The 26,222-nt window shown below is 68.3% G+C and carries 22 protein-coding genes and 1 pseudogene; 10 read left to right on the forward strand and 13 right to left on the reverse strand.

The genetic code is table 11. The features are described from left to right. Window positions 1–205: 205 nt before the first annotated feature. The gene (locus WMF17_RS27100; RefSeq protein ID WP_437644047.1) at window positions 206–1,681 is read left to right on the forward strand and encodes a hypothetical protein; all 1,476 of its coding nucleotides are present in this window, start codon (window positions 206–208) and stop codon (window positions 1,679–1,681) included. A gap of 148 nt (window positions 1,682–1,829) precedes the next feature. Here WMF17_RS27100 and WMF17_RS27105 read toward each other — a convergent pair whose 3' ends face one another. Continuing rightward, entirely contained in the window at window positions 1,830–3,146 is a 1,317-nt protein-coding gene (locus tag WMF17_RS27105) for a DUF5690 family protein (RefSeq protein WP_437644049.1), read from the reverse strand. A gap of 197 nt (window positions 3,147–3,343) precedes the next feature. On the opposite strand from WMF17_RS27105, the gene WMF17_RS27110 reads away from it, so the two are divergent. Further along, window positions 3,344–3,844 (forward strand): hypothetical protein, encoded by a 501-nt coding sequence (locus tag WMF17_RS27110; RefSeq protein WP_437596056.1) that lies wholly within the window; start codon window positions 3,344–3,346, stop codon window positions 3,842–3,844. Between the two features lie 357 nt (window positions 3,845–4,201). Here the strand turns inward: WMF17_RS27110 and WMF17_RS27115 are convergent, their stop codons facing one another. Next, on the reverse strand, window positions 4,202–5,332 hold the full coding sequence (locus WMF17_RS27115) for a hypothetical protein (protein ID WP_437651479.1): 1,131 nt from the start codon (window positions 5,330–5,332) through the stop codon (window positions 4,202–4,204). Window positions 5,333–5,590: 258 nt separating this feature from the next. Between WMF17_RS27115 and WMF17_RS27120 the strand changes: the two genes are divergently transcribed. Further along, window positions 5,591–5,974, forward strand: a complete 384-nt coding sequence (locus tag WMF17_RS27120; RefSeq protein WP_437651400.1) for a BON domain-containing protein — start codon at window positions 5,591–5,593, stop codon at window positions 5,972–5,974. 134 nt (window positions 5,975–6,108) lie between these two features. On the opposite strand, the gene WMF17_RS27125 is transcribed toward WMF17_RS27120, so the two are convergent. Further along, window positions 6,109–6,465 carry a response regulator gene (locus tag WMF17_RS27125; protein WP_437644050.1) on the reverse strand — a complete coding sequence of 119 codons (357 nt, stop codon included), beginning with the start codon at window positions 6,463–6,465 and terminating at the stop codon, window positions 6,109–6,111. A gap of 24 nt (window positions 6,466–6,489) precedes the next feature. Further along, on the reverse strand, window positions 6,490–7,110 hold the full coding sequence (locus tag WMF17_RS27130; protein ID WP_437644052.1) for a TetR/AcrR family transcriptional regulator: 621 nt from the start codon (window positions 7,108–7,110) through the stop codon (window positions 6,490–6,492). A gap of 146 nt (window positions 7,111–7,256) precedes the next feature. Between WMF17_RS27130 and WMF17_RS27135 the strand changes: the two genes are divergently transcribed. Then, window positions 7,257–8,381 (forward strand): FAD-dependent monooxygenase, encoded by a 1,125-nt coding sequence (locus tag WMF17_RS27135; RefSeq protein WP_437644054.1) that lies wholly within the window; start codon window positions 7,257–7,259, stop codon window positions 8,379–8,381. Window positions 8,382–8,613: 232 nt separating this feature from the next. Here WMF17_RS27135 and WMF17_RS27140 read toward each other — a convergent pair whose 3' ends face one another. The 3 genes from WMF17_RS27140 to WMF17_RS27150 all read right to left on the reverse strand — a co-directional run bounded on the left by WMF17_RS27140 (window position 8,614) and on the right by WMF17_RS27150 (window position 11,106). Further along, window positions 8,614–9,132 carry a VOC family protein gene (locus tag WMF17_RS27140; RefSeq protein ID WP_437644056.1) on the reverse strand — a complete coding sequence of 173 codons (519 nt, stop codon included), beginning with the start codon at window positions 9,130–9,132 and terminating at the stop codon, window positions 8,614–8,616. 136 nt (window positions 9,133–9,268) lie between these two features. Then, the gene (locus WMF17_RS27145; RefSeq protein WP_437644058.1) at window positions 9,269–10,555 is read right to left on the reverse strand and encodes a trypsin-like serine protease; all 1,287 of its coding nucleotides are present in this window, start codon (window positions 10,553–10,555) and stop codon (window positions 9,269–9,271) included. 260 nt (window positions 10,556–10,815) lie between these two features. Then, window positions 10,816–11,106, reverse strand: a complete 291-nt coding sequence (locus WMF17_RS27150; RefSeq protein ID WP_437644059.1) for a hypothetical protein — start codon at window positions 11,104–11,106, stop codon at window positions 10,816–10,818. A 14-nt stretch (window positions 11,107–11,120) separates the two neighbouring features. On the opposite strand from WMF17_RS27150, the gene WMF17_RS27155 reads away from it, so the two are divergent. From WMF17_RS27155 to WMF17_RS27165, 3 genes and pseudogenes are all read left to right on the forward strand, one after another. Continuing rightward, complete coding sequence (locus WMF17_RS27155) at window positions 11,121–12,437, forward strand: phosphatidylinositol-specific phospholipase C domain-containing protein (protein ID WP_437644060.1); 1,317 nt, start codon at window positions 11,121–11,123, stop codon at window positions 12,435–12,437. A gap of 205 nt (window positions 12,438–12,642) precedes the next feature. Continuing rightward, a pseudogene (locus tag WMF17_RS27160) lies at window positions 12,643–13,209 on the forward strand (type VI secretion system contractile sheath domain-containing protein); the annotation flags it as partial. A gap of 103 nt (window positions 13,210–13,312) precedes the next feature. Further along, window positions 13,313–15,427 (forward strand): M13 family metallopeptidase, encoded by a 2,115-nt coding sequence (locus tag WMF17_RS27165; RefSeq protein ID WP_437596062.1) that lies wholly within the window; start codon window positions 13,313–13,315, stop codon window positions 15,425–15,427. 139 nt (window positions 15,428–15,566) lie between these two features. Here WMF17_RS27165 and WMF17_RS27170 read toward each other — a convergent pair whose 3' ends face one another. From WMF17_RS27170 to WMF17_RS27180, 3 genes are all read right to left on the reverse strand, one after another. Then, window positions 15,567–15,698, reverse strand: coding sequence for a hypothetical protein (locus WMF17_RS27170; RefSeq protein ID WP_437596063.1), 132 nt, complete (start codon window positions 15,696–15,698; stop codon window positions 15,567–15,569). Beyond that, window positions 15,695–17,011 carry an extracellular catalytic domain type 1 short-chain-length polyhydroxyalkanoate depolymerase gene (locus tag WMF17_RS27175; protein ID WP_437644062.1) on the reverse strand — a complete coding sequence of 439 codons (1,317 nt, stop codon included), beginning with the start codon at window positions 17,009–17,011 and terminating at the stop codon, window positions 15,695–15,697. Before WMF17_RS27175 ends, WMF17_RS27170 begins: the two co-directional genes overlap by 4 nt. 784 nt (window positions 17,012–17,795) lie before the next feature. Then, window positions 17,796–18,179 carry a hypothetical protein gene (locus tag WMF17_RS27180; RefSeq protein ID WP_437644064.1) on the reverse strand — a complete coding sequence of 128 codons (384 nt, stop codon included), beginning with the start codon at window positions 18,177–18,179 and terminating at the stop codon, window positions 17,796–17,798. A 79-nt stretch (window positions 18,180–18,258) separates the two neighbouring features. Between WMF17_RS27180 and WMF17_RS27185 the strand changes: the two genes are divergently transcribed. The 3 genes from WMF17_RS27185 to WMF17_RS27195 all read left to right on the forward strand — a co-directional run bounded on the left by WMF17_RS27185 (window position 18,259) and on the right by WMF17_RS27195 (window position 23,332). Continuing rightward, complete coding sequence (locus tag WMF17_RS27185; RefSeq protein WP_437596066.1) at window positions 18,259–19,209, forward strand: glycoside hydrolase family 43 protein; 951 nt, start codon at window positions 18,259–18,261, stop codon at window positions 19,207–19,209. Window positions 19,210–19,416: 207 nt separating this feature from the next. Beyond that, window positions 19,417–21,561, forward strand: coding sequence for a family 43 glycosylhydrolase (locus WMF17_RS27190; protein ID WP_437596067.1), 2,145 nt, complete (start codon window positions 19,417–19,419; stop codon window positions 21,559–21,561). Window positions 21,562–21,844: 283 nt separating this feature from the next. Beyond that, a complete protein-coding gene (locus WMF17_RS27195) occupies window positions 21,845–23,332 on the forward strand; it encodes a UxaA family hydrolase (RefSeq protein WP_437644066.1) in 1,488 nt (495 codons plus the stop codon). Between the two features lie 128 nt (window positions 23,333–23,460). On the opposite strand, the gene WMF17_RS27200 is transcribed toward WMF17_RS27195, so the two are convergent. The 3 genes from WMF17_RS27200 to WMF17_RS27210 form a co-directional block, all read right to left on the reverse strand. Further along, window positions 23,461–24,738, reverse strand: a complete 1,278-nt coding sequence (locus tag WMF17_RS27200) for an MFS transporter (RefSeq protein WP_437596069.1) — start codon at window positions 24,736–24,738, stop codon at window positions 23,461–23,463. 202 nt (window positions 24,739–24,940) lie between these two features. Next, window positions 24,941–26,071, reverse strand: a complete 1,131-nt coding sequence (locus tag WMF17_RS27205) for a mannitol dehydrogenase family protein (RefSeq protein WP_437596070.1) — start codon at window positions 26,069–26,071, stop codon at window positions 24,941–24,943. A 17-nt stretch (window positions 26,072–26,088) separates the two neighbouring features. After that, the gene (locus WMF17_RS27210) at window positions 26,089–26,217 is read right to left on the reverse strand and encodes a hypothetical protein (RefSeq protein ID WP_437596071.1); all 129 of its coding nucleotides are present in this window, start codon (window positions 26,215–26,217) and stop codon (window positions 26,089–26,091) included. Window positions 26,218–26,222 lie beyond the last annotated feature (5 nt).

The following is a 26,222-nucleotide window of genomic DNA, read 5'->3' on the forward strand; positions in this document are numbered from 1 at the left end:
GCTGCGCTCCAGAGCCCCCTGCCCTCGGAGCAATCCTGTGCTTCGCGGCAATCCTGTGTCCCGAGCCACGCTTGAATATCGGGGTTCCACTCACCTCGCTCGAAGCGTCTCACCCAGCACCACACCCGACCAGATTCCAGATTCCAGACAGCGGCTCGGACCAACGCACTCGACAAAGCGCTGTAGGGGTGTTTCGATTCTGTTCATGGAGAACCGCTCAACGATGGTGGCGCTCGCCGCGACGGGGATCTGCGCGATCTTCGCGGCCTGCGGTGGGGCCGATGGCGGCTCGGTCGCCGGCGGCGGGACCGGGGGCGTGGCGGCGACTGGGGCCGGCGCGGGCTCGGGGACGAGCTCCGAGACCGGCTCGGGGACGAGCTCCGAGACCGGCTACGGCCCCGATGAACCGGGAGGAACCAACGCCGGGAACAGCACCGGCACGGGAGAGGGCGCCGGCGGCGACGCCTCGTGCGCGGGCGAGTCGAGCACCGCCGAGATCGTCCCGCTCGACCTCTACATCATGCTCGATGCGTCCGGGTCGATGGACGAGCGGCTCGCGGGGGGCGTCACCAAGTGGGACGCCGTCACCGAGGCGCTCGAGGCCTTCTTCACCGACTCGCAATCGGAGGGGATCGGCGTCGGGCTCCAGTACTTCCCGCTGCCCGACGACGACGTGCCTCGATCCTGCACGACAAACGCGCAGTGCGGCGACAACGGGCCGTGCGCGCTCCGGGTCTGTCGCGACACGTTCTCCACGAGGATGGCGGAGTACTGCGCCACGGACGCGGACTGCTCGGAGAGCGACGCGTGCGTGGACCTCGGCGTCTGCTCCCGCAGCGGCGCTCTCTGCGCGGATGTGGACGCTACCTGCAGCAACCGCGGGGGCACGTGCATGAGGGTGAGCCGGAGCAACTGCGCGAACCCGGACTCGTGCGTCACCGAGGACTACGCGACGCCCGCCGTCTCGATCGAGCCGCTCGACGCCGCGCGGGCCGAGGTGCTCGTCCGGTCGATCGCCCGGACGGATCCCGTCGGGGGCACGCCCACCGCCGGCGCCCTGTCCGGCGCGCTCGCGCAGGCCCGAGCGCACGCCGAGGCGAACCCGACCCACCGGGTCGTCGCCGTGCTCGCCACCGACGGGATGCCCACCGAGTGCAAGCCGAAGGACGCCGACGGCCTGGCGGCGCTCGCGGCCGAGGGGGTGAGCGGCACGCCGAGCATCTCCACCTTCGTGATCGGCGTCTTCGACGGCAACGACGACGGCGCCCAGGCCACGATGGACCGCATCGCCGAGGGCGGCGGGACGGAGTCGGCCTTCTTCATCGACACGAACGAGGACGTGACGCAGGCCTTCCTCGACGCGCTCAGCGCGATCCGCGGCAAGAGCCTGGCGTGCGAGTACCAGGTCCCCGCGCCGTCGGCCGGGCAGACGCTCGATTACGACACGCTCAACGTCCAGCACACCTCGCCGAACGGCGGCGCCGAGTCGACAATCTTCTACGTGGCCGACGAGGCGAGCTGCGACGCGGCCGCCGGCGGCTGGTACTACGACGTCGACCCCGCGACCGGCGGCGCGCCGACGAAGATCGTGATGTGCCCCGCGACCTGCACCCGGTTCCAGGAGGGCGGCCAGGTCCAGCTCCGCGTCGGCTGCAAGACCGAGATCCCGCCGGTCAACTGAGCCCCTTCCCCCTGCGCTCCCGGAGGGGACAGAGATCTCACTCTCTCTGTCCCCTCTGTGCCTCTATGGTCCCAACGCTTCATCCCCCCACGACAGCGGGGACGAGCTTCGGGGATACGGAGCTGGAGGAGCGCTGCCGCGCGGGGCTTCAGGCGTCGACCGCCGGGCGCGCGCCGGGGACCGGGGCGCGCGTGCGCAGCCAGAAGTACGCCGCCGACGCGGCGAAGAGCGCCGCGCAGAGGGAGGCGGTGGCGTAGCTGAAGCCGACGAAGAACTCGATCCACGAGAGCTTCGCCTGGCCGAAGCTCTTGTAGAGCAGCAGCGCCACGCTCCCGAGATAGCCGAACGCGTCGGCCGCGGTGATCAGGAAGCCCGCCGTCGCCACCGAGCCCACCGCGGCGATGAGCCGGTCGAAGAGCACGCAGTTGAACGGGACATACCCCACGTAGAGCCCGAGCCCGACGCTGATCATCCAGGCGACCGGGCCGATGACGCCCGCCTGGTAGAGCGCGGTGCTCAGCCCGGCGAGCACCGCGCCGGCGACCATGATGCCGTGGACCACGACGAGCGCCGTGCGGTTGCTCCGGATCCCCATCATCACCGCGACAGAGACGAGCGCGCCGATGGCCACGGGGATCTCGGCGGTCGTCAGGATCGCCGGCTGATCGGCGTAGTCGAGGGCGTCCCAGATCTCGCGGGCGAAATTGTCCCGGAAATCGCGGTAGGCCGTGAGGACGATGTAGCCGAGGACCAGGGTCGCGAGCCCGCCGGCGTTCGCCGCGACGAACGCGCGCCGCGCGGCGCGGTCCATCGGCGCGCGCCGCGTCCGGAGCGCCTCGTCGTCGGCCGTGGGCGGCGGGATCTGCGCGAGCATCCACACCGAGAGGAGCAGCGGCGGGAAGAAGAGCGCGCCCGTCACCGCGGGCATCCACACCTCCGGCACTCCCCAGCCGAGCGTCAGTTTGCCGATGGTCTTCACGAAGCCGCTGGCGACGATGAAGCTGGCGCAGAGGCCGGCGCCGAGCAGGTCGCTCACGCGGCGGCCCTCGAGGAAGCCGAAGACGAGCCCCCAGACCATGCCGAGCGGCAGCCCGTTCAGCACGAGGAAGAGGGCGGCGTACGGGGTGGGGACGAGCGCGAACAGGACGAGCGCCGCCTCGCTCACGCCGATGCACGTGAGGATGGCGAGGGCGCGCCGCTCGGGCCGCATCTCGGAGACGACCTTGATGCCGAGGAACTTCGAGGCGCAGTACCCGATCACCTGAGCGATGATGTAAAAGCTCTTCAGATCGAGGTCCGGGAGCAGCGGCAGCGCGACCGCGCCCGTGAAGGTCCCGACCGCGAACGGCTTGCGAAAGGCGTACATGCAGAAGTACGTCGCGAACGCGGCGAGCATGGCGAACGCCGAGAACACCGGGGCGGGCGCCCGTTCGAGCCATCTCGTCACGCTTCTCTGGGCCGGCATGGGAGCTCCGAGGAAGGCGGGAGGGTAATCACGGGTGCGCGGCAAGCGCATGGATTTTCGGCGCGGCAAGCGCATGGATTTTCGGCGCGGCAAGCGCATGGATTTTCGGTGCGGCGCACGACCGTTCCCTTCGGCGCGCGTCCGTGCGAGACATGGATCCTGCGCCGTGACCCCCGGCGCGGCCGGGAGGGCACGCCTTGGGAGACCTGTCAGCGCTCGCCGCAACGAAGATCGTGCAGGACGTCGCGCCCGCGGCCCCTTCGCTCGGCCGGGACGAGCGGCTGCGCGGCGCGGTCGCCCTGCTCGCGCTGGGCCTCGCCGCCGGGGGAGCGGGCGAGCTCTCCTACGACCAGCTGAAGCGGCGCTGCCGCGACGCCATGGCGCGGGATCCTGTCGACTCGCTCGCGGTGATGATCCTCGGGAGCTCGTACCTGTTCTACCAGGCCGAGCACGGCGAGAACCCACGGTGCGCCAGCTTCCTGGACGCCCTCCTGTTCATCTCGACCTGCCTGTCCGGCGGCTACGTCGACCGCTTCGCGCACACCGCCGCGGGCAAGGCGATCGCCTCCTTCGTGATGACGATGGGCCCGGCGCTCGCGACCTCCGCGCTCGGCGCGCCGCAGGGCACACAGGATCAGGGCCGGGCGATCGTCGAGCGGCTGGACGGGATCCTCGAGGCGCTGCGCGCGCCGAGGTGAGCGGCGGCGCCGGCGCCGCTGTGTCCGATTGCCTGCGTCGACTCCCTAGGCCATCTCAGGGAGAGCCCTAACTCGCGATGTCGTGGCTGTGGCACAACGTCTCGATGAGACGCTTTGTCGCTCTGGCATGAGGCACTTTGCACCTCGGCGCGTGCGCGGCGGGGCGTAATCTTCCTGAAATCGGAGTGAAACATCGGCCCGCATGGCCTGGAATACCCCTTGCGATGTCCGGGCGCGCCGGGGCATCGGGGCCTGGGCCATTTTCAGGTCACGCGGCGCCGGACAGGCGCGCAGAGCAGGCGGCCCGATCACTGCTGTCCCTCGTGCCCCCGAGCGTCGACCGACGCGTCGACTGGATCACGAGAGAGGAGCGACGCGGCTTCGCTGCCGTGTCGCTCGTATCGCGAGGAAGGCGGAGGAGTCATGCCGAATCGTCAGGGTTGGATCGACGAGGAACATAACGACGGGCGGAGGCACGACGAGGAGAGGTCTGGGCGGCACCAGGGACAGCGAGGGGAGGATGGATATCGAGGCGAGCGCGGGGCCTCGGGCGATGCTAGCTACGGGCATCGTGGCAATTACGAGCAAGTCGTCCAGCGAGACGATCAGCGCCATTCCCGAGGCGGTCAGCACGACTTCCGCGGCGGGTGGGATCAGCGGGAGTTCGGCGGCCGCGGTCACGAGGGTGAGCGCGGCGACGGCGGCGAGCGCGGCTGGGGGGGCCGGCAGGATCGCGGCTGGGCAGAGCGCGAGGATCACGGAGGCCCGCGCCAGGCCTCGGGCGCCCCGCGGGATGACGTCCAGCGAGGAAGTCGCGACGATCTTGGCTCCGGGCGTGGTCACGGAGGCGGCCAGGGCGGCTTCTGTGGCGGCCAGGGCGGCTTCGGCGGCGGCCAGGGCGGTCACGGCGGCCAAGGTCACTTCGGCGTCGGCCAGAGCGGCCACGGCGGCCAAGGCGGCTTCGGCGGCAGCCAAGGCGGTCACGGCGGCGGCCAGGGCGGATCTGGCGGCGGTCAGGGCGGTCACGGCGGTCAGGGCAGCTTCGGTGGCCAGGGTGGACTCGGCGGATATGGCGGCGGCCAGGGTGGATTCGGGGGCAGCCAGCGCGGCTTCGGTGGCCAGGGCGGATTGGGTGGCCAGAGCGGCTATGGCGGCCAGGGCCACTTCGGCGGTGAGCGCGGGTTCGGCGGCGGCCAGAGCGGCTATGGCGGCCAGGGTCACTTCGGCGGTGAGCGCGAGCTCGGCGGCGGCCGGGGCGGCTACGGCGGCCAGGGCCAGGGCGGATTCGGGGGCAGCCAGGGCGGCCACGGTGGCGGCCAGGATGGCTACGGCGGCGGCCAGGGCAGCTTCGGTGGTCAGGGTGGATTCGGCGGCAGCCAGGGCGGCCAGGGCGGCTTCGGCGGCCAGGGTGGATTCGGTGGCCAGGGTGGATCTGGTGGCCGCCAGGGCGGCTTCGGTGGCCAGGGAGGCTTCGGCGGCGGCCAGCACGAAGGCTACGGAGCCCGGGGCGGCCTCCGGCAGTGGGCCGACGACGAGCGCGGCTGGAGCGAGCGATCAGGACACCAGCGTGGGTACGAGGGCCAGGACTCACGCTTCCGCGGCGATCACGGCTATCCGTCCGGCGAACAGCCCTCCGGCGGACAGGGCTCAGGCGGACAGAGCTTCCTCCAGACCGTCGGACTGGGCGGAAACGTCGGCGGTTCGCGCGGCCGCCCGCCCAGAGGATACAAGCGCTCGGACGAACGGATCCGGGAAGACCTCTGCGACCGGATCTCGGATGACCCTGATCTCGACGCGAGCGACGTCGAAGTGAAGGTGCAGAACGGCGAGGTCGTCCTCTCCGGCACCGTCCGCGAGCGCCGCTTCAAGCACCAGCTCGAGGTGCTCGCGGAGCGGATCTCGGGCGTGACCGACGTGCGGAACGAGATCCGGATGTACCGCGAGCAGCAGCAGAACGAGGCGAAGACGAGCGCCGGGCTGTCGTCGAGCGAGCGCTCCGCCGCGGGCACGTCCAGCGCCGCCGCGGGCGCGTCCGGCGCCGCCGCGGGCGCGTTCGGCGCCGCGACCTCCCTCGGCGCCACGTCGCCCTCGGAGACGAAGAACAACGAGTCACGCCGGAACGCCTCCTAGTCATGGGCAGGCGCCGCCCCGCGCCCAGCCGGTGGGGATCGCGCTAGCTGCCTCTGGTTCGGGATCTTCACTCGATTTCTACGCGACGTTCACCTCGGCGCAGCGGACGCTCCGCGTGCACTTCCCGCACGCGCTCAGCGGAGCGCAGCCTCCATGAGGCGCAGCAGATCCTCGAGCTGGACGGGCTTGCTGATGATCCGGAACGCTCCTTCCTTCGAGCAGCGGACGGCGGCGTCGTCGGACGCGAAGCCCGTCACCACGATGACCGGCAGGCTCGGGTGGATCCGCTTCAGGGCGGCCACGGTCTCATCGCCGCCCATGCCCGGCATCCGCAGATCGGTGATCGCCAGATCGAACGCCCCCCTCTTGGCCTGCTCGACCGCCGCTTCGCCGCTCTCGGCGGTAGCGACCTCGTGAGCAGGGCCTCGGGCGCGCGGCGACCTTCGAGATCGAGCCGGCCCGGCGCGGACGGGCGCGCTTCGTTCGATCACGCTGGCGTGCCCGAGATGGGGCACTCAGCCGCGCGCGCCGCTCGCCAGCATTTCCTGAACGGCTGCGAAGCCCTGATCGATCAGCGCAAACAGCACCGCGTTGGCCTTCTTCGCCGAGCCGCCACGATCGAACACACGGACAGCTTCCTGGCGCGCCGTGCGTACCGTCAACACGATCATGCCGGCCGCGAGCCGCGCGAGGCCATCCGGCTCTTTACCGGCGAGCTCGACCGCGAGCCCTTCTGCGGCTTCGTCGTTGAGCTCGCGCAGCCGCGCCTCGAGCGACGGGCTCGCCGCCACGAAGCGCCAGAAGTCGGCGCTGTGGCGGTCGAAATGTGCGAAGGGATGCTTCTGCTCGCGCAGCTCGCCCATGAGCGCACGGAGGGCGGCGATCGGAGCTTGCCCTCGTGGCCTGTCGCGGATCGCCTCGCGAAAGAAGACCAGCTTCAAGTCATCCTGACGATCGAGGATCAGGTCCTCCTTGCGCGCGAAGTAGTTGAAGACCGTCATCCTGGAGACCTGCGCCGCGGCCGCGATCTCGTCGAGCGTCACCGCCTCGAAGCCCCGCGCCATGAAGAGCTCGGTCGCCACGTCGGAGATCCGCTGCCTCGTCTCGCGCTTCTTGCTTTCGCGCCGCTCGCCCATGCCGGCCCATTCTAGCGCACGCGCCACCGGCGCGATACAATTACTTTACTCAGTCCAAAATTCGCTTGTCGAAACGTTATACTGAGTACAAAGTAATCTCCTGACGGGCCCGCGACCAGCGCGGACCCCGCGAAAAGGAGAAGTCCATGCGCGACAATGGCAAGAAGGTGCTCGTCTCCGGGGCGAGCTTCGCCGGGCTCTCGACCGCCCACTGGCTGAGGCGTCTCGGCTACGCCGTCACCGTGGTGGAGCTCGCGCCCGGGCTTCGCTGGGGCGGGACGGCCGTCGACATCAAGGGCAACACCGTCGACATCGTCCGGCGCATGGGGTTGCTCGAGCCCATCCGGGCAAACCGCTCGAGCCTGAAGCGCTGGGATTTCAAGAACGAGCGCGACGTGACCGAGCGCTCGCTGGTGCTCCGAGGCGAAGGCGAGCCAGCTCGGGACGACGAGTTCGAGATCGAACGGGACGTGCTGCTGAGCCTGCTGTTCGATACCGTGAAGGGCGACATCGAGATCGTCTTCGACGCCAGCATCAGGGCGCTGCGCGAGGTGAGCGGCGGCATGGAAGCCACGCTCACCAAGGGCTCAGCGCGCAAGTTCGATCTGGTACTGGGCTGCGACGGCATTCACAGCGCCGTGCGCAAGCTCTGGTTCGGCAACGAGGCCCGGTACACGCACTTCCTCGGGTGCTATTTCTCGATCACGATCGCGGACAAGCTGCTGATCGAGCGAGACACCGCGCAGATGTACAACGTGCCGGGCAAGGCCGTGATGCTCAACGCCTACAAGAACAAGACCGACATCATCCTCTGCTTCGCCTCCGAGCAGGAGGTCCCGTACGACCATCGTGACCCGGACCAGCAACGAAGGATCATCCGCGAGCAGTTCACCGGTCAGGGCTGGCGGACCCCGGAGCTGCTCGAAGAGGTCATGAGCTCGAAGAGCTTCTACTTCGACAAGCTGTGTCAGATACGCATGCCTTCATGGACGAAGGGCCGCGTGGCCCTGGTGGGTGATGCGGGCTACTGCGCTTCGCCCGCTGCCGGCATGGGCGGGTCGCTGGCCATCGACGGCGCGGCGGCGCTGGCGGACGCGCTGCGAGACCGCGACGGCGACTTCGAGCGCGCGTTCCGCGACTACGACCAGGCCTTCCGCCCCTTCATCGACGAGGTCCAGGCGGAGGCGGTGCGCGTCGGGCTGGAGGCACTCGTTCCCATGACCGAAGAGGCCATCCGCGCGAGGAACGCAGCGACGGGTGCGGCCTTCTGAGCTCGCTCCCCGCGTCGGACGTCGCCGGTGCGGAGGGGCGCCGCGGCCCTTTGCTCGGCAGCAGCGCACACGGCTACGTCACCTCCGCCGCTCAGTAGGGTACAGCTATACGGTAGGATGCCTTCCGCTTGGTGCTACGTCGCGGTAATCCCAGGCGTTTCAGGCGTGGAAGACCTGCCTGATCGCATAAGGCCCGTTCTGTCAATGAGCTCATGCAGTCGGACTGCACGAGTCAGGAACGGCTCCGAGAATCTTCACTTTGCGGAACGCGTTTGCTTGTCCTATCCGCCAACGGCAGCTGGACGCCTTCGGCCAGGTTGCCCTTGCCGGGGACGTGGTTGATCTCGAGCCGGATACCGTCCGGATCCTCGAACAGGATCGAGTAATAGCCGGACGCCCACGCGCCCTCCTCGGGCGCGTGCACGAGCTTGCCGCCGAGCGCGGCCAGCGTGCCCGCGAAGAACGCGTGGAAGGCGTCGATGTCCACGCGGCTGCGGGCGCGGAAGCACAGGTGGTGCAGGCCGGGCTTGTACTGGTGAAAGCGGGCGCCGGCGTGCTCCGGGTTCACGGGGCGGATCAACACGCCGGTCTTTCCGCCGATATAATACAGCATGGGCCTCTCGTTCTCGCTGCCCGGATCGTCGTATTGACACTGCATCTCGAAATGCTCGCACAGCGCGCGATAGAACGCGCGGCTGCGCGGGAAGTCGGTGACCGAGAGCTGGATATCGGCGATGCCGGCGAGGTTCATGGCGATCACGGTAGCCCAGGACCGACCGCCGGAGGCGTCCCGCCGTGCACGCCGCGGCGAAGGCGCGGCTGTCGGCGGCCGCGAGCGGGACGGCGCGCTCGGGGTGAGGCGCGCTGGCCGCTCCGCGCGCTCGCTCCTACAAGCGCTCGACGAGGAAGCTCCGTGTCTTGTCGTCGAAGTTCTGAGGGGCGAGGTTCGCGTCTGTCGTGAAGACGCGCTCCTCGGCCGAGTACCGCCAGAGCCCGTCGTAGAGCGTCACCTGGAAGCCGGGGGGGACGCGGACGGAGCTGACCCTCTGGTCCCATGGGGTGCTGAAAAAGAGGCCGGAGCCGACGCCGTACACGAACGATTCGCCCGAGAAGCTGGCGTGCTCGTAGAAGGTGACCACGTCCAGCTGCGGGTCCGAGGCGTGCGAGACGACGAGGCTCGAGATCGCGTCGCTGAAGCCCGCGGCCACGAGATCCGTGTCCGAGGTGAAGACGCGCACCTCGCCCCCGAAGTCGTGGTGGATGAAGGCCGTGACCCGGAGCCCGGCGGGGACCCTGATGGCGCTCGCGCGGTCGTTGCCGATGATCGTCAGGTCCGCGACGTTGTAGCGGCCGATCCCGAAGCCCTGCGAGACGCCGGAGAAGCTCGAGAGATCGTGGAGCACGACCTGGCCGCTGGGGTGGACCGTGGGGCCGCCGGCGATCGTCGCGTCGATCCACGCGCGGTGGCGCGCGACGTCGACGCCGGCGAGCGTCGCGTGCAGGTTCGTGCCGTCCTGGCCGCTCGTGGACGAGAACACGGCGACCTGACGCCCGTCGACGAACCACGGGCCGCCGGAGTCGCCGCTCCAGCCCGAGCCCGTCACGCCCGTCGCCAGGAGCTCGTCGTCGGAGCGCCGGCCATCGATGTGGATGGTCGCCTTCTTGAGCGACGGCGCCATCACCAGCGGCGTGCCCTCGCTCCCCCAGCCGTAAACCGTCGCGTCCCTCCCGTTCACCGCCGGCCCCGCGGGGGCGAGCTGGACGACCGCGCCGCCGGCGTCCTCGGTCAGGTGGAGCAGCGCGATGTCGACGCCGGCCGAGGGCACCTCGACGGCGTCGACCGCGATGCGCCGGCCCTCGCGGTACGTGTTGCTGCCGAGCCGGACCGCCGACGTCTCGCCCTCGTCCGCGATGCAGTGCTGCGCGGTCAGCACCCAGCGCGGCGCGACGAGGGTGCCGGTGCACTGGTAGAAGTCGCCGGTGCTCCCGCGCACGTCGAAGACCTGGACGGCCCAGGGGCTCGCCTCGGCGAGCTCGCCGCCGATGATGGCGGACGAATGCGACTCGAGCGGCTCATCCGACGCGCTTTCAATCGAGCAGCCCGAGGAGAGGCCGAGCGCGGCGCCCGCGCACACCGTGAGACCAAGCTTATGACCAAGTTCTCTCTTCTTCATTCTTCCTCCACATCGTGATTCTGTTCAGACGATCGTTCGCGCCGACGGAGTCCGCCTCCACCAGGAGCCAGCGTTCGTCAGCAATCAGAGTGACGGAGCCTGTGATTACGGCGTGCCCGGCTCGGCGACGGCGTCTCCGAGCAGACCCATGGGCGCATCGGGCCGAAACCGGTGAAGGGACAGCCGGAGCGGCAGGCTCGGAGGCGGGCGTACGAAATCCGCCCGCGACAGCTCAAGCATCACGTCCGGAGCATGCCGCGCTACCCGGAGCGGCGCCAGGCGGCGATCTGGAACGGCCGCGTTCGAGGCGTGGAACGAGGCGGCATCCCGCTGTTCGCATTGAGCTGCATTTTTATGATGGGCGCGCCGGCTCGGTCAGCGCCGGCCGCCTCCAGCGACACCTTCACCCCCTCGGACGTCACCTCCGGCGGCGTGGGAACACGCAGGGTCTCGTCCGGCAGCGCCGTGGCCTCGATCCCGGGCGCGACGTGGTCCTCCGTCGACTGCAGCAGCGTCTGCGGCGAGGTGACGCTGCGGGCGACGTCGAACAAGAGAGGAGCGTTCCATGGGCACCATACTCACCGCAGCGAACTGGATGGAGGGCATCCCGGGCACCACCCCGGTTCAGAACATGAGCATCCCCGGCACCCACGAGTCGTGCTCGCTGTGGGGGGGCGGCCCGACCCAGTGCCAGTGGCTGGAGGTCGGCGACCAGCTGCGACGAGGCATCCGGTTCATCGACCTCCGGTGCGCCCACGCCTACGGGAGCCTGGGCTCCAAGGAGTTCCCCATCTACCACGGTGGCGTCTACCAGTTCACCAACTTCGAGGACGTCCAGCAGGCCTGCATCAAGTTCCTCCAAGCCCACCCCTCCGAGTTCATCCTGATGAACGTCCAGCAGAACATGGTTCCCAACCTGAAGAATCGGACCCCCGACGAGTTCTTCGACACCTTCGTCACGCTCTACAACTCCGCCTACTGGCTGTTCCCGAGTACGATCCAGACCGCCGACGACTGGCGAGGCAAGATCGTCATGGTGCGCACCTACGACTCGGCATCGGGCGCCGGGTGGCCGTCGACCCAGAGCAAGGTCTCAGCCCTGCCGGGTCCGGGCCTGGTGTGGAACGGCTTCGACATCGACGGTACCTCCTCCAACGCCCTGTTCGAGACCCAGAACGGCTGGGAGAAGTGGAGCAACGACCAGGATAAGGAGGCTGCGGTCGAGCAGTACCTCAATCTCGCCTACAATGGCCAGATCTCGCCGGATCGCTTCTTCCTCAACTTTTTCAGCCGCGCCGGCACCGCCTACGTGGGGACCGCGGCCCAGAACATCAACAACTACTTCCAGACCTATCTAGGGAACAACCTGAGCGGAACGGGGCGCCGGTTGGGGATACTGCCGGTCGACTTCACGGGCAACACCGGCTGGACCGGCAGCCTGGAGGAGCTAATCGTCCTCCGGAACACCTTCAAGCCGGGCTACTCGGTGCAGTTCGAGGTGTCGCCTTTCAAGCTCCTGCTGAGCCGGGCGGGCCAGCCGTCGCAGAGGCAGTTCATGGCCATGGGCGAGCACGATTGGGCCATCATCGGCGACCCCGGGAGCCCGGAGATCTTGAGCGCCGACGACCCGATCATCTTCGAGCGATACACCTACGACGGGAAGGACTACTTCAAGCGGAGGGACCATGACCAGTACCTGTCGTGCAGCAGGGAAGGGCCGGTGGGCCTCTACGGCTGGAACGGCGCCAGGACCTTCACCGCCAACGGTCCCGAGCTGCGGTCCGACTACTACGACAACAAGCCGATGCGCGCCAAGAACAACGGGGAGCTGTGGTGCGGCGACGACGGCGACCTGCTGGACGTGGTGTTCGCCCCCGCCTGAAGGAGCCAGTAGGGTACAGCTATACGGTAGGATGCCTTCCGCTTGGTGCTACGTCGCGGTAATCCCAGGCGTTTCAGGCGTGGAAGACCTGCCTGATCGCAGAAGGCCCGTTCTGTCAATGAGCTCGTGCAGTCGGACTGCACGAGTCAGGAACGGCTCCGAGAATCTTCACTTTGCGGAACGCGTTTGCTTGTCCTATCCGCGCGGCACGGTCGAGGGGCTCACGCTCCACGAGTACGAGGCGCTCGGCGCCATCCAGACGAAGATCCCGACCGAGATCATGCTGACCGAGCGCCGCGAGTTCGAGCTCAGCGAGGAGGGCTTCATCGGGCTCACGTTCCGCAAGGACACGGACAACGCGTGCTTCTTCTCCGCGAACTCGGCGCAAAAGCCCGAGTACTTCGGCCAGAGCGATGAGGGGCGCGCCGCCGAGATCAACTACCGGCTCGGCACACAGCTGCCTTACGTCTTCCTCGTCAGCCGGCTCGCCCACTACCTCAAGGTCATGCAGCGCGAGCAGATCGGCACCTGGAAGGAGCGCGGCGACCTCGAGCGCGAGCTGAACGGCTGGCTCAGCCAGTATGTCGCGGACATGGATGTCGTGTCGCCCGCCGTGCGCTCGCGCAGGCCGCTCCGCAAGGGGCGGACCTCTGTCACCGAGGTCGAGGGGAGCGCGGGCTGGTACCGGGTCCACCTCGAGGTGCGCCCGCACCTCAAGTACATGGGGGCCTATTTCACCCTGAGCCTGATGGGCAAGCTCGACCGGGAGTGAGGCCGGGCCCGCTCCGGGCAGATGCGGGCGCGACAGCGCGGGATCCCACGGCGGGCGGCCATCGGCGAGCCCGCGCAACGGCCGGCCCGTGGTAGAGCGCTGTATGCGCACGCACCGACAGCCTGCCGCTCCCCTCGCGCTCACCGTGGCCCTGTCCGCGCTGGCGGCCTGCGGCCCCGCCGCGAGCCCGCCGCCGGCGCCCCCGCCCCCCGCGGTGAAGGCGCTGATGCCGCCGGCGCCGCAGGGCCTCCCTGTCGTCGAAACGAAGCTCGAGAGCGTCGGGCTCGACGAGGCCGCGCTCGACCGATCGGCGAACCCCTGCGAGGACTTCTACCAGTTCGCGTGCGGCGGATGGCTGGCGAAGACCGAGATCCCGGGGGACGAGTCCTACTGGATGCGGAGCTTCAACGAGATCGAGAAGCGCAACGAGGCGGAGCTCCGGCGCATCCTGGAGGACGCCGCGAGCGCCGGCGACCGGGATCCGGTGACCAAGAAGATCGGCGCCTACTACGGCGCGTGCATGGACGAGCCCGCGGTCGAGGCCGCCGGCGCGAAGCCCGTCGCGGACCTCCTCGCGAAGGCGCGGCGGGTGCGCGACCCGAAGGGCCTCGGGGCGCTCGTCACCGAGCTCCACCGCCGCCGCATCTGGGCGCTGTTCGACGTCGAATCCGCGCAGGACATGAAGGACGCGACGCGCGTCATCGCGCAGCTCGACCAGAGCGGGCTCGGCCTGCCAGACCGCGACTACTACCTCAACGAGGACGACAAATCGAAGGCGCTCCGCAAGACTTACGAGGAGCACGTCGCGCGGATGATGCGGCTCGCCGGGGCGCAGGAGGCGGCGGCGAAGGCGGCGGCGCTCGACGTTTTGCAGATCGAGACCGAGCTCGCGAAGATCTCGAAGACGCGGGTCGAGCGGCGGGACCCGGCGGGTCTCTACAACAAGCTCGACCGGGCGGCGCTCGCGAAGGCCGCGCCGGCGTTCTCGTGGGACGCGTATTTCCAGGGGCTCGGCCTCCAGGACGTCAAGGAGGTCAACGTGACCTCCGTCCGGTTCTTCGAGGGGCTCTCCCGGCTGCTCACGTCGGTGAAGCCCGCCGCGTGGCAGAGCTACCTTTCGTGGCACGTGGTGCGCTCCATGGCGCCCGCGCTGCCCAAGGCGTTCGTCGACGAGAGCTTCACGCTGCAGGCCGCGCTCACCGGGCAGAAGGAGGTGCGGCCGCGCTGGAAGCGCTGCGTGGACGCGACCGACAACGCGCTCGGCGAGCTGCTCGCGCAGCCGTTCGTCAAGACGAGCTTCCCCGGCGCGAGCAAGCCTGCGGCCGAGGCGATGGTGCACCAGATCAGCGACGCGTTCGCGCGCAACGTCCGGGCGCTCGACTGGATGGATGAGGGCACGCGGCAGCGCGCGCTCGCCAAGCTCGCCGCGATGGCGTACCTCATCGGATATCCCGACAAGTGGAGGAGCTACGATTTCGAGGTCGATCCGAGGTCGTACGCGAAGAACGCGCTCGCCGCGCGCGCCTTCCACACGCAGTGGGACCTCGGGAAGATCGACAAGCCGCTCGATCGCGACGAGTGGCAGATGAGCCCGCCGACCGTGAACGCCTATTACGACCCGCAGCGCAACCACATGGTCTTCCCGGCTGGCATCCTGCAGCCGCCGTTCTACAGCGTGAGCTCGGCCGCGGCGGTGAACCTCGGCGGCATCGGCATGGTGGTCGGGCACGAGCTCACGCACGGGTTCGACGACGAGGGCTCCCAGTTCGACCAGAAGGGCAACCTGGAGGACTGGTGGTCGAAGGAGGTCGGGGCGGCGTTCAAGGAGAAGACCGCCTGCGTCGAGGCGCAGTACTCGGCCTTCGAGGCGCTGCCGGGGCTGAAGCTGAACGGCAAGCTGACGCTGGGCGAGAACATCGCGGATCTCGGGGGCGTGAAGCTCGCGTTCATGGCGTACCGCGCGATGCGCAAGGGCGCGGCGGAGCAGACGGTCGCGAGCGGCTTCACGGAAGATCAGCAGTTCTTCCTCGCGCACGGGCAGTCCTGGTGCGGCAAGCTGCGCGACGAGGCGCTCCGGCTGATGGTCCAGGTGAACCCGCACTCCCCGCCGCGGTTCCGCGTCAACGGGCCGCTCGCGAACCTCCCGGAGTTCGGCGAGGCCTTCAAGTGCGCGCCGGGCACGCCGATGCGGCCGACCAAGACGTGCGCTGTCTGGTAGCCGCGGGCGGCAGGCTCGGTTAAACGAGCCTCCATGATCCTGATTGGCCAGTACGACTCTCCCTTCGTGCGCCGCGTCGCCCGCGGTGAAGGGCCCCCGGAATCACCGGTCCCACCGTACAGCCACGCTGCTCTGGGCGTCAGTCGTCCCACGCGCAGATGTACGAGGTGTCGATGTTGCCGTCGTCCCAGCTGCCGTCGGCAACCATCTTCACCCAGCGCTCGTTCGCGGGGTTGTCCGGCTGGCCCGGCTGCCAGTGCATGTAGGTCACCGGGCTGCCATTGTCCTCCGACGACGACGGATCAAGGTCGAAAGTGCAACTGCCAGAGCAACCAGGGAAGTCTTGACGGACTCCCCTGAATCGGCCCTGCCGACCGCGCACGACCCAGAATCAGCGCTACCGGCCGGGCCACCAGCCGTGACGGCGCCACCCGTTCCACTGCTCCCGCCGCTTCCGCCTGCGGTGCCGCTTCCGCCTGCGGTGCCGCTCGACCCCGTGCTCCCAGCGGTCCCGCCGCTCGTGCCGCCCTGCCCCTGTCCGCCTCCCCCACCCTCTCCGCCGGTTCCGCCCGCGCCGCCGGTTCCACCCGCGCCGCCGCTTCCGCCCGCCCCACCGCTGCACTCCTCTATCTCGGGATCGACCGGCCCGGTCTTGTCGAGACCCAGAAAGGGGATGACGTACTCAGCGGGGAATAACGCGTCGGATGGGCCGTGATCACCGCCAATCGAGGTGAACGCGTCGAGGACCACGTAGCCGCACTCATTCTCCCAGCGCTGCCGCGTCGCATCGTGATTGCCGAGCCGGACTCCCGTATCGGTCGACGTCGGGCTCGCGCCCACGCCCAGAACATTGGTCCATTGCTTGATGGCCTCCGTGTGGTTCGGGTACCTGATGATAGTGTCCGCGTCGCCGTGGAAAAGCTGCAGCCGCGGGCGATGTCCCGCATACCCGGGGGCCAGCGAACGGGCGATGTCCCCCCACTCTTGCGCGTTGTGGGTCACCGAGCCGCCCGCGCACGCTCCGCTATATCCGCCGCTGTTGCCTGATTCGTTGGCTGCGCGGCACCCGGCCGGCATGCCCGCGAACGCGGCGCCTGCTTTGAAGACGTCCGGGTAGAGGGCAAGCAGGAGCTCGGTCATCATGCCGCCGGACGAATCTCCCGTCGCATAGACGCGATCCGCGTTGCCTCCGTACGTGTCGAGCGCGTACTTCACCATCTGCCTGATGGCGTGACTGTCGCCACCGCCTTCGCGCGTGCGAGTCTTGTCCGAGACGACGTCCCAGCATCTTCCGCTGCTGGGGACGACCATGATGAAGCCATAGTCGTCCGCCGCGTCGACGATGCCCCCGCCCCGCGCCTGACCAAACACTGCACTGGCGGTCCCGCCGCAGTAATGCACCAGAGTCACAATCGGAGGATTCGGCGCCACGTGGTCCGGGGCATAGACGTACATGCTCACGTCACCAGGCAGACCGCTCACCCCCCAGTCCTTGACCTGCTGCAACGTCGCCGCTCCCGCGGAGGGTACCGACCCCAGCATGGCTGCCAGCAAGGCGCCCCAGGCAGTCCAATTTCGGCTCATGATGGAGTTCTCTCCTGTGTGTGAATTTGCTCTCTCGAACCAAGCAAGGTTGCGACAACATGGCGCCGGCGCTGTCACTGGCGAATCGCCACGCTCACCTCAGGTGACAGAAGGTTCCTTACGCGATCCGCCTTCCTCTTGCTGACGATGGCGAAGCAAAAGGATACCGATCGGGTCGATTGTGAGCGTTCACATCAACAACGTCAATTCCAATCGACCGGCACGCGGTGTCCTCCAGCCCGAGGGAGAAGATGCTGGCGGGACGCCTCTGGAGCGCGGCGTCACGAGGAGCGATCCTCCCTCGTTCGCCCTCTCTCGGCGAGGGTGTTCGCCGAGCTCGTCGTCGAGGGAATCCGGGCGCAAGCTCCGGAGCTCGCCGCGGCGGCCGTGAGCTCGTCGCCGGGCCATTTCGGTTGACGCCGCTGATGTGAGCGCTCACAATTGCTCGCGAACCACCCCTTCGCTTTGTCCAGGACAGGCCGTCGAGCGCGCAGGGCGCTCGTCCTCGGGATCGATCCCGGCACGGCTCCGCTCGCTCGAACCAGCTGTGGACCAGGATGTGATCCCGAGCTCCGGACATCGGACCGGGCGGGCGCCGGCGTCCATCGGCGCAGCAACTACGCGGGAAACAGAGGAGCGAGATGGCACGTTCGGGAAGCAGATCGAAAGCACGATTCCTAGTGGCGCTCTTATGGACCTCCGGGTGCAGCGACCCGGTGACGACGACCGGCGGAGACGCAGGACCCGATGCCGAGCCCCCCGCGTGCTCCGAGGGCACCTGGGATCACGATGGCGATAGCGCGACGAGCTGCGTCGCATGGACAGGCTGCACCGCAGGCACCTTCGCTAGCGCCGAGGGCTCGCCCACGGCGGACCGGCGGTGCACGGCGTGCCCGGAGCACACCTTCAGCGACACGATGAACGCGCCGAGCTGCAGGATGCACACGCCCTGCGCGCCTGGGACGAGGCAGACCGCGCCGGGGACGAGCACCACGCCCGCGCAGTGTGACGGCTGCTCGCCGGGCACGTACTGCGCAGGCGGGACCGCCGCGCCTGTCGATTGCGCGGACGGCACCTGGGACGACGACGCCGATCCCGCAACGACATGCGTCGCGTGGACCGACTGCGTGCCAGGGGAGCTCGTCGGCACGGGGGGAAGCAGCACCACGGACCGCAGCTGCGTCAAGTGTACGAACGGCGACCACACGGCCACGATGAATGCAACCAGCTGCTCCCCGGGTGCCTGGGTGCTGAGCTACTTCGGGCCGCATCAGGACGTGGCGAGCGATTCGCTGCATCTCGCCTACAGCACCGACGGGCTAAACTGGTCGACCCTCGCCAATGGCCAGCCTGCGTACCAGCTCACCGGGATGGGCACGAATCACATCCGCGATCCGTTCCTGTTCCGCAAGAACGATGGAACGTACACCTATATCGCCACGGACTGGACGCTCTCGGAGAACGACTCGAACTACTGGAACCATCCGAGCTCCAAGATCTTCGTGGCGGACTCGACCGATCTCATCACCTTCACGAATCCCCGGTTGATCACGCTCACGAACCTTCCGGGCCCCAGGGCCACCCCGATGCACGCGTGGGCCCCGGAGGCTTACTACGACCCCGATCGCAAGCTCTATGCGATCATCTGGTCCGGGAACGACACCACGGGCGCGAACCGCATCTACGTCAGCTACACCGAGGACTTCGTCACCATCGTCAACCCGACACCCGACGTGCTCTTAGATCCGGGCTACAGCGTCATCGACGCGACGATCACGCAATGGAATGACCGCAACTACCTCTTCTTCAAGGACGAGACGGACAGCAGCGGGAGTGCGCTCACCGGATCGGGCAAGGACATCCAGATCGCGCGCTCCTCGACGCTCGCGCTCGATCCGGCGACGTTCACGCGATGGAGTCCGGACTACATCACGCGCGGGTCGACGCAGAGCAGTAGACGAGCGACGGAGGGGCCGTTTGTCATCAAGGATCCGCGGCAGAGTCGATGGTACCTGTTCGCCGACTACTACCTGAACGGCGGTGTGTTCGGGTGCTGGAGCACGACGGATCTCGACGCGGATCCGGGCTCTTGGACGGAGCTCCCGAGCGCGCAGTACCGCTTTCCGTCCGGCGTGCGCCACGCGAACGCGGTCCGGGTCACGCAGGCGGAGCTCGACGCGATCATCGCCCACTACTGAACATTCTACCGGACCCACTGACGGGTAGAGTTTCCCCTTATCATGCGCGCACCGAGATCTTCCCATCCAGAGTGCACTTCCCTCTCTGCGCCACGGGTTGCGCTCACGGCGGCAGCTTTCGCCTTCGCCGCACTGCTCGTGGTGGTCGGGTGCTCGGATGGGCCCTCGACCGATGCGCCGGACGCGTCGACCAATTGATTGCGGATCATGACGGCGGGCACAGCGCTCAGCACCTCGGAGTCCGGCGGGCGGGTGACCGTGCGCGTGGCGCTCGACGGCGCGCCGAGCGCGCCGATCATGGTGCCGGTCTCGAGCTCGGATGCGACCGAAGGCTTCGTCTCGCCGGCGACCATCTCCTTCACGGTGGAAGATTGGAGCGTCCCTCGAGAGATCACGGTCACGGGGGTGGACGATGCGGAGAGCGATGGGGATCAGATCTTCCGCGTCCGCTTCGGGCCCTCGGTCTCTGCAGACCCAGCGTGCGACGGCCTCGTCGCGGAGTCCGCTGACATCACGAACACGGACGACGACGGTCCAGGGACGGCAGCGATCGTCGTCAGCGACCCGTCGGGGACCCTCGCCGAGCGCGGCGCGCCCGTGACATTCACCGTGCTCCTCGCATCGCAGCCGAGCGCGCCCGTGACGATCGCTCTCAGCGTCAGCGACACGACCGAGGCGACGCTGAGCCATGCGGACCTGACGTTCACGGAGGCGAACTGGAGCACGGCGCAGACCGTGACCTTGAGCAGCGTCGATGACTGGCAGGTTGACGGAGCTCAGCCCGTACGCGTCGTCTTCGACTCACCGGCCAGCGAGGACCCCGAGTATGCGGCCCTCGCCTCCCCCGCTGTTCTCGAGCTCTCCAATCTCGACGACGACGTCGGAGGGGGCTACCAGATTCGCACGACGCACAAGGAGGACGCCCCGCTCTACGTCGCGCACTCCTATTATCACGCGATGATCACCAACCTCGACGACAGGGCAAACAACCAGCTTCCTGCCGACTTCCAGTGGAGAGTGGTGCCCGGCCTGGCGAACCCGGATGATCCGACGCTGGTGTCGTTCGAGCCTGTGAGTTTCGGCGGTCGCTACCTGCACGTCGACAGGATGAATTCGACCCGGTACCCGCTGCAGAATGAGACGTCCAACCGGGCTAGCGGGCTCTGGCAGACCCCACCCGAAGAGAGGAGTCACCTTCTGTGGATCGACGTGTTCACGGATACCACCACGTTCCGGAGGGACGCCACGTTCCGGATCGTGCCCGCGCTGAACGGGGATCCGACGATGGTGTCGCTGCAGTGGTACTCAGATGCGACACGTTATCTCCGGCACCTGAACTACCAGATCTATGCGCACGTGCTCGACGGTACGGCGGTCGAGAACTCGGAGGCGTCGTTCGCGCTCGAACCGCTCGGCTATTTGATCTCGCAGCGCGCCGATCCCCACATCAAGCGGCATACGGACGGTTACTACTACTTCACCGCGAGCGTGCCGACGTACGATCACATCGAGATCAGGCGCGCGACCACGATACGAGGCCTGGCCAGCGCGACCCCGAAGGTCGTCTGGACGAAGCACGCGACCGGCCCGATGGCGGCGCACATCTGGGCGCCCGAGCTACATTTCATCGACGGCAAGTGGTACATCTACTTCGCCGCCGGAAGCTCGACCAACATCTGGGCCATTCGCATGTATGCGCTCGAGAACTCATCGGCCAACCCGATGGATGGCACGTGGATCGAGCGAGGGCAGATCGTGACGGACTCGGACACCTTCGCGCTCGACGCGACGACGTTCGAGCACGACGGCAAGCGCTATCTCGTGTGGGCGCAGGAGGACCCCAGCGTCGTGGGCGACAACAGCAGCTTGTTCATCGCGGCCATGGTGAACCCGTGGACGCTGGCCAGGCCCAACGTGCGGATCGCCAGGCCCGAGCACGCCTGGGAGACGGCGGGGTTCGCGGTCAACGAAGGTGCTGCCGTGCTCGAGCGGAATGGGCGGGTCTTCATCAGCTACTCAGCGAGCGCGACGGACGACCGCTACTGCCTCGGCCTGCTCACGGGGAGCGCGACGGACGACCTGCTGAGCGCAAGCTCGTGGACGAAGAACGAGAATCCAGTGTTCGTCAGCGCAAACGGGCTGTATGGCCCGGGCCACAACTCGTTCACGACCTCGGCGGATGGATCGATCGACGTGCTCGTGTACCACGCGCGGAACTACGAGAAGATCACGGGGGACCCGCTCTACGACCCGAACCGTCACACGCGCGTCCAGCGGCTCGAATGGAACGCAGACGGAACGCCGAACTTCGGCGTACCGCTCCTGAACGGCGCGAATACGATTGGCGACTGACTGTTTCGCGGAGGAATCGAGCACGAGCAGCGAGGTGGGGAGCTCAGCACGAGGCGGTGAATTTCACGATCGCATTCCCGCTCGATCGTGAACGAAGCGTCGTTGTTCTGCGTCGTCCCGCCGTCGACCGTCGCCGCGCGACGCCCCGCGCCGCAAGCTCGGGCGGGGACAGGCGGTCTTCGTGCAGTATCAGCGGCCTGGCCATGGCGGTTCCTCGCGACACCCGTCCTTGCGGCGTCGCGCAGACTTGCCGCGCCAAACGACACCGGTTACCGTCGATGACATGAGCTTGGCAGCCTCCCTGTTGCAGATCGATCCCCGAGATGATGTGGCCGTCGCCGTGCGCGGCATAACCGCCGGTGATTCGGTGGCCGGCGCGATCACCGCCCGCGTCGACATCCCCGCCGGGCACAAGGTGGCGCTGCGCGCGATGGCCGCTGGCGAGCTGGTGCGGAAGTACGGCTGGCCAATCGGACGGGCGACAGTGGACATCCAGCCGGGCGACCACGTGCACACGCACAACCTGGCCACCGCGCTCTCCGGCCTCGACACCTACGCCTACGAGCCCACGAACCCTGAGCCCCTTCCTGCCACCGAGGACCGCACCTTCATGGGCTACCGGCGGAAGAACGGGCGGGTGGGCACCCGCAACGAGATCTGGATCCTGTCGACGGTGGGCTGCGTCTCGCGCACCGCCCAGAAGGTGGCCGCCGAGGCGGACAAACGCTTCAAGGGCCGGGTGGACGGGGTCTACGCCCTTACCCATCCCTTCGGCTGCTCCCAGCTGGGGGGCGATCTCGAGGCCACCCGCCGGATGACCGTGGCCCTGGCCGGCCACCCGAACGCGGGCGGAGCGCTGATCATCGGCCTGGGCTGCGAGAACAACCAGCTCGGCCCGCTCCTCGGGAGCGCCTCGCACCTCGATCCCAATCGCCTGCGGTCGTTCACCGCCCAGACGGCCGAGGACGAGCTCGAGGCGGGCCTCGAGGCCGTCGAGGAACTGGTGAGGATCGTCGAGCAGGACCGCCGCGAGCCCTGCCCCGCCTCGGACCTGGTGATCGGTCTCAAGTGCGGCGGCTCGGACGGCTTCTCGGGGCTGACCGCCAACCCGCTGGTGGGCCGCATCGCTGACAAGGTCTGCGCCGCCGGCGGCTCGGCCATCCTGACCGAGATCCCGGAGATCTTCGGCGCCGAGCGCCTGCTCATGACCCGCGCCGAGAGCGAGGCGGTCTATGAGGACATCGTCGGCGTGGTGAACAACTTCAAGAGCTACTTCATCGCCCACGGCGAGCCGGTGTCGGAGAACCCCTCGCCCGGCAACATCGCCGGCGGCATCACAACGCTGGAGGAGAAGTCCCTGGGCGCGGTGCAGAAGGCCGGCCGCGCCCCGGTGACCGAGGTGGTCCATTACGGCGGGCAGATCCGCGGCACGCCGGGCGTGGCTCTGCTGGAGGCCCCCGGCAACGATGCGGTCTCGTCCACAGCGCTCACAGCCGCCGGCGCGACGGTCATCCTCTTCACCACCGGCCGGGGCACGCCCCTCGGTTTCCCCGCGCCGACCCTCAAGCTCGCCACCAACTCCAGCCTAGCCCAGCGCAAGCAGCGCTGGATCGACTTCGACGCCGGCCGCATCGCTTCGGGCGAATCCATGGACGCGGCCGCCGACGCCCTGATGGACCTGGTGTTGGCCACCGCCTCGGGCCGTCCAACCCGCGCCGAGGAGAACGGCGAGCGCGAGATCGCACTTTGGAAGCGGGGCGTCACCCTTTGAGCCGAAAGCGCCTGTCGGAGGCCAGGCTCGGCCTCGCTCCGCCGCACGTCGAACGGCCCGCCTAGCCTCCTCCGGTCACCGAGCCGGATGGACGACCTCATGCTGCGCTATTGGGCGAAAATTCTCTGTCAAACTCCGGGCTGGGGGACCTCGCGGCGATCGGCGCCGACCTGGAGCGGCTCGATCTTGCCGACGATGACGAGGTAGCTGAACGCGCCGAGCAGGCAAAAGCCGCCCGCCACGACGAGCGGGATCGTGAACGATCCCTTGGTCAGCGAGAGCATCACGCCGGTGAACGTCGTGATGACGATGCCGGCCAGATTCGACGCAAAGTTCTGGATGCCGCTGATCGAAGCCACATGGCGCGGCGTGGGCGCGACGTCGCCGGGAAGGGACCAGACGCTGGCGCCAGCGAACGCAAGACTCGCGTAGGAGATGCCGAAGAAGGCGAGCATCAGATAGATGTTGGAGGTCATTGCCGACAACGTGATCGCCGACGACACCAGCATGCCGCCGACCATGCAGGTCTTGCGTGCCGCGGTGAGGCTCCAGCCACGGCGATAGAGCGCGTCGGAGACGAAGCCGCCGATCCAGCCGCCCGGAATCGCCATCAGCGCGGGGATCATGCCGAGCGTGCCGAGCGACTTGAGCGAAAAGCCGCGCGTTTGCACGAGGTAGCTCGGGAACCACGTGATGAAGAAGTAGTTGGTGAAGTTGAGGCAGAAGAAGCCGAGCATCATGCCCCAGAGCGTGCGATGGCGGAAAAGCGACGCCCACGTCACGTTGTTTTGCGCGTCCTCGGCGGGCGCTGCGTGGACGACGTCCTGCTCGCCCGTCATGTCGCCATGTGCGGGGCTGCGGTAGATGACGACCCAGCCGAGGATCCACACCGCGCCGAACAGGCCCGTGATGATGAAGGCCGTCTTCCATCCGAGCGTGTCGACGATGAGCGCGACCAGGGGAATCGACAGCGCCGAGCCGACGCGCGCACCGCTGTCGAAGATGCCCGTCGCGAGCGCGCGCTCGCGCGGCTTGAACCATTGGCTCACAAGCTTGGCGCAGGCCGGGTAGGCGCCGGCTTCGCCTACGCCGAGCAGCAATCGGCAGCCGAACATGGCCGCGACGCTCGACGCGCCGGCGGTCGCCGCGGTGAAGAGCGACCACCAGCCGACGGCGATCGGCAGCGCGATGCGTGCGCCCACACGGTCGACGAACCAGCCGAACGGCATCTGCATGAGCGCGTAGGTCCAGAAGAAGCCGCTCATGATAAACCCCATCTGGGCGGGGCCGATGCCGAGCTCCTTCTCGATCTGGGGCGCCGCGACCGCCAGATTGGCGCGATCGATGTAGTTGATGGCGACGGCGAGAAAGCACAGAAGAAGCACGACCCAACGCATCTTTCTCATCTGCATGTCTCCTTTGATACGGCATCTGTTCGTGCGATCGGCAGCTCTCGCGCGCTGCCCGTCGAGCGGCGCTGCCTTGCGGTACGTCGCGCGGGCGGTGCAACGGCGACCGCATCGGGTTGTCTTGGTTATCGGCGCGGCGATCGCGGCGGCTCGCGCGGCCCGTCGATTGAGCGAAGCCGCCTGTGGCAGCCTCGCATGCTCATGCGGGCACGGCCGCGCGGAGCGCCGCGTGCAGCCGGGGCTGCTCGAGGTTCAGGCCGAGCTCGTGCGCGAGCTCGATCACGGGCCCGAAGCGGCGTCGCTTCTTCTCGCCATGGTTGCGCGCGATATCGGAGAGCCGGTGATCGAGGAATGGGTTCTGGAAGCGCTGGCGCACCTCGTCGAGGTAGGCCCGCGCGGCAGCACCCTTGCCGAGCGCATCGAAGACGGGCACCACCTCGTCGCGCCAGAGCGCCTCGAGATCGGCGCGCAAGGCCGGATCGCGCATCGCGTGCAGCGTGTTCTCGTCCGCGGGGCGCCCGCCGAGCTGCCAGCGCTCGGCGAGGTAGGTGTGCCCGAGGTTCAGCAACAGCAGCTTCAAGCGTTCGTAATGGAGCAGGTCGTCCGTCACGATCATCGCTTCATGCTGGCACGGCAGCACCATCCCCTCGCGCCGCTCGATCGCCCAGAGCGCGTAGGGCTCGGCGATCGCGCCGACGGGGCGGATCGGCTCGGAGACGATCCGGTCGACGAGCGAATTCACCCAGATGCACGTGTGCTCGATGTAGCGCAGGAAGGCGGCATCGGCGTCCCATTGGCGCGCGACGCCGGCGACGAGCGCACGCAGCGTGTCACCGTTGTTCGAGACGAGCTCGCAAGGCAGCAGCGTGAGCGGCGCGGCGCCCGCCTCGAAGCGTGCGCGCAGCAGTACGACGAGCTTCGCGGCGAACCCGCGCGGCACGCCCGCGCCGGGCGCGAGCAATGTCGCTGTGTCCTCGGGCGAGCAGACGTATCCGCTGTCGCTCGTGTTCGAGATCACGACGCGCGCATCCTTCGCGAAGCGCTCGCGCACGAGCGGCCAATCGGTGTTCGCGTCGAGCGCCTCCGTGATCGAGCCGCATTCGATCGTCGTGTCGACGACCTCTTCGCGGCACAGCCCGCGGATCCGCACGGGGTGACGCCCGCGCGCGCGCAGCGCATCGACGCGCGCGCGGCTCTCGGGGTTCGACGTGGTCTGCACCACGGTGACCGTCCCGAGCGCGCTGCCGGCGAGAAGCGCCTCCGAGATGAAAAGGTCCGCGTGGGCCTGCAGGAACCGGCTCGTGCCGAACTGAAGAATCGGATTGCCCATGTCAGTGCTCCGGCGGCTCAGCGGGCGCGCACCCACGCGAGGCTCGTGTCCGCGAGGCTCCCGGTCGCGCTCGGCAACACGGTCGACTCGGGGTCGTGCTTTGAGAGCAGGTTCTTCATCTGCAGAAGCTGGTTGATCGTCTTCATCCGAA

Source organism: Sorangium sp. So ce362 (genome assembly GCF_051519845.1).
Lineage (GTDB): Bacteria > Myxococcota_A > Polyangia > Polyangiales > Polyangiaceae > Sorangium.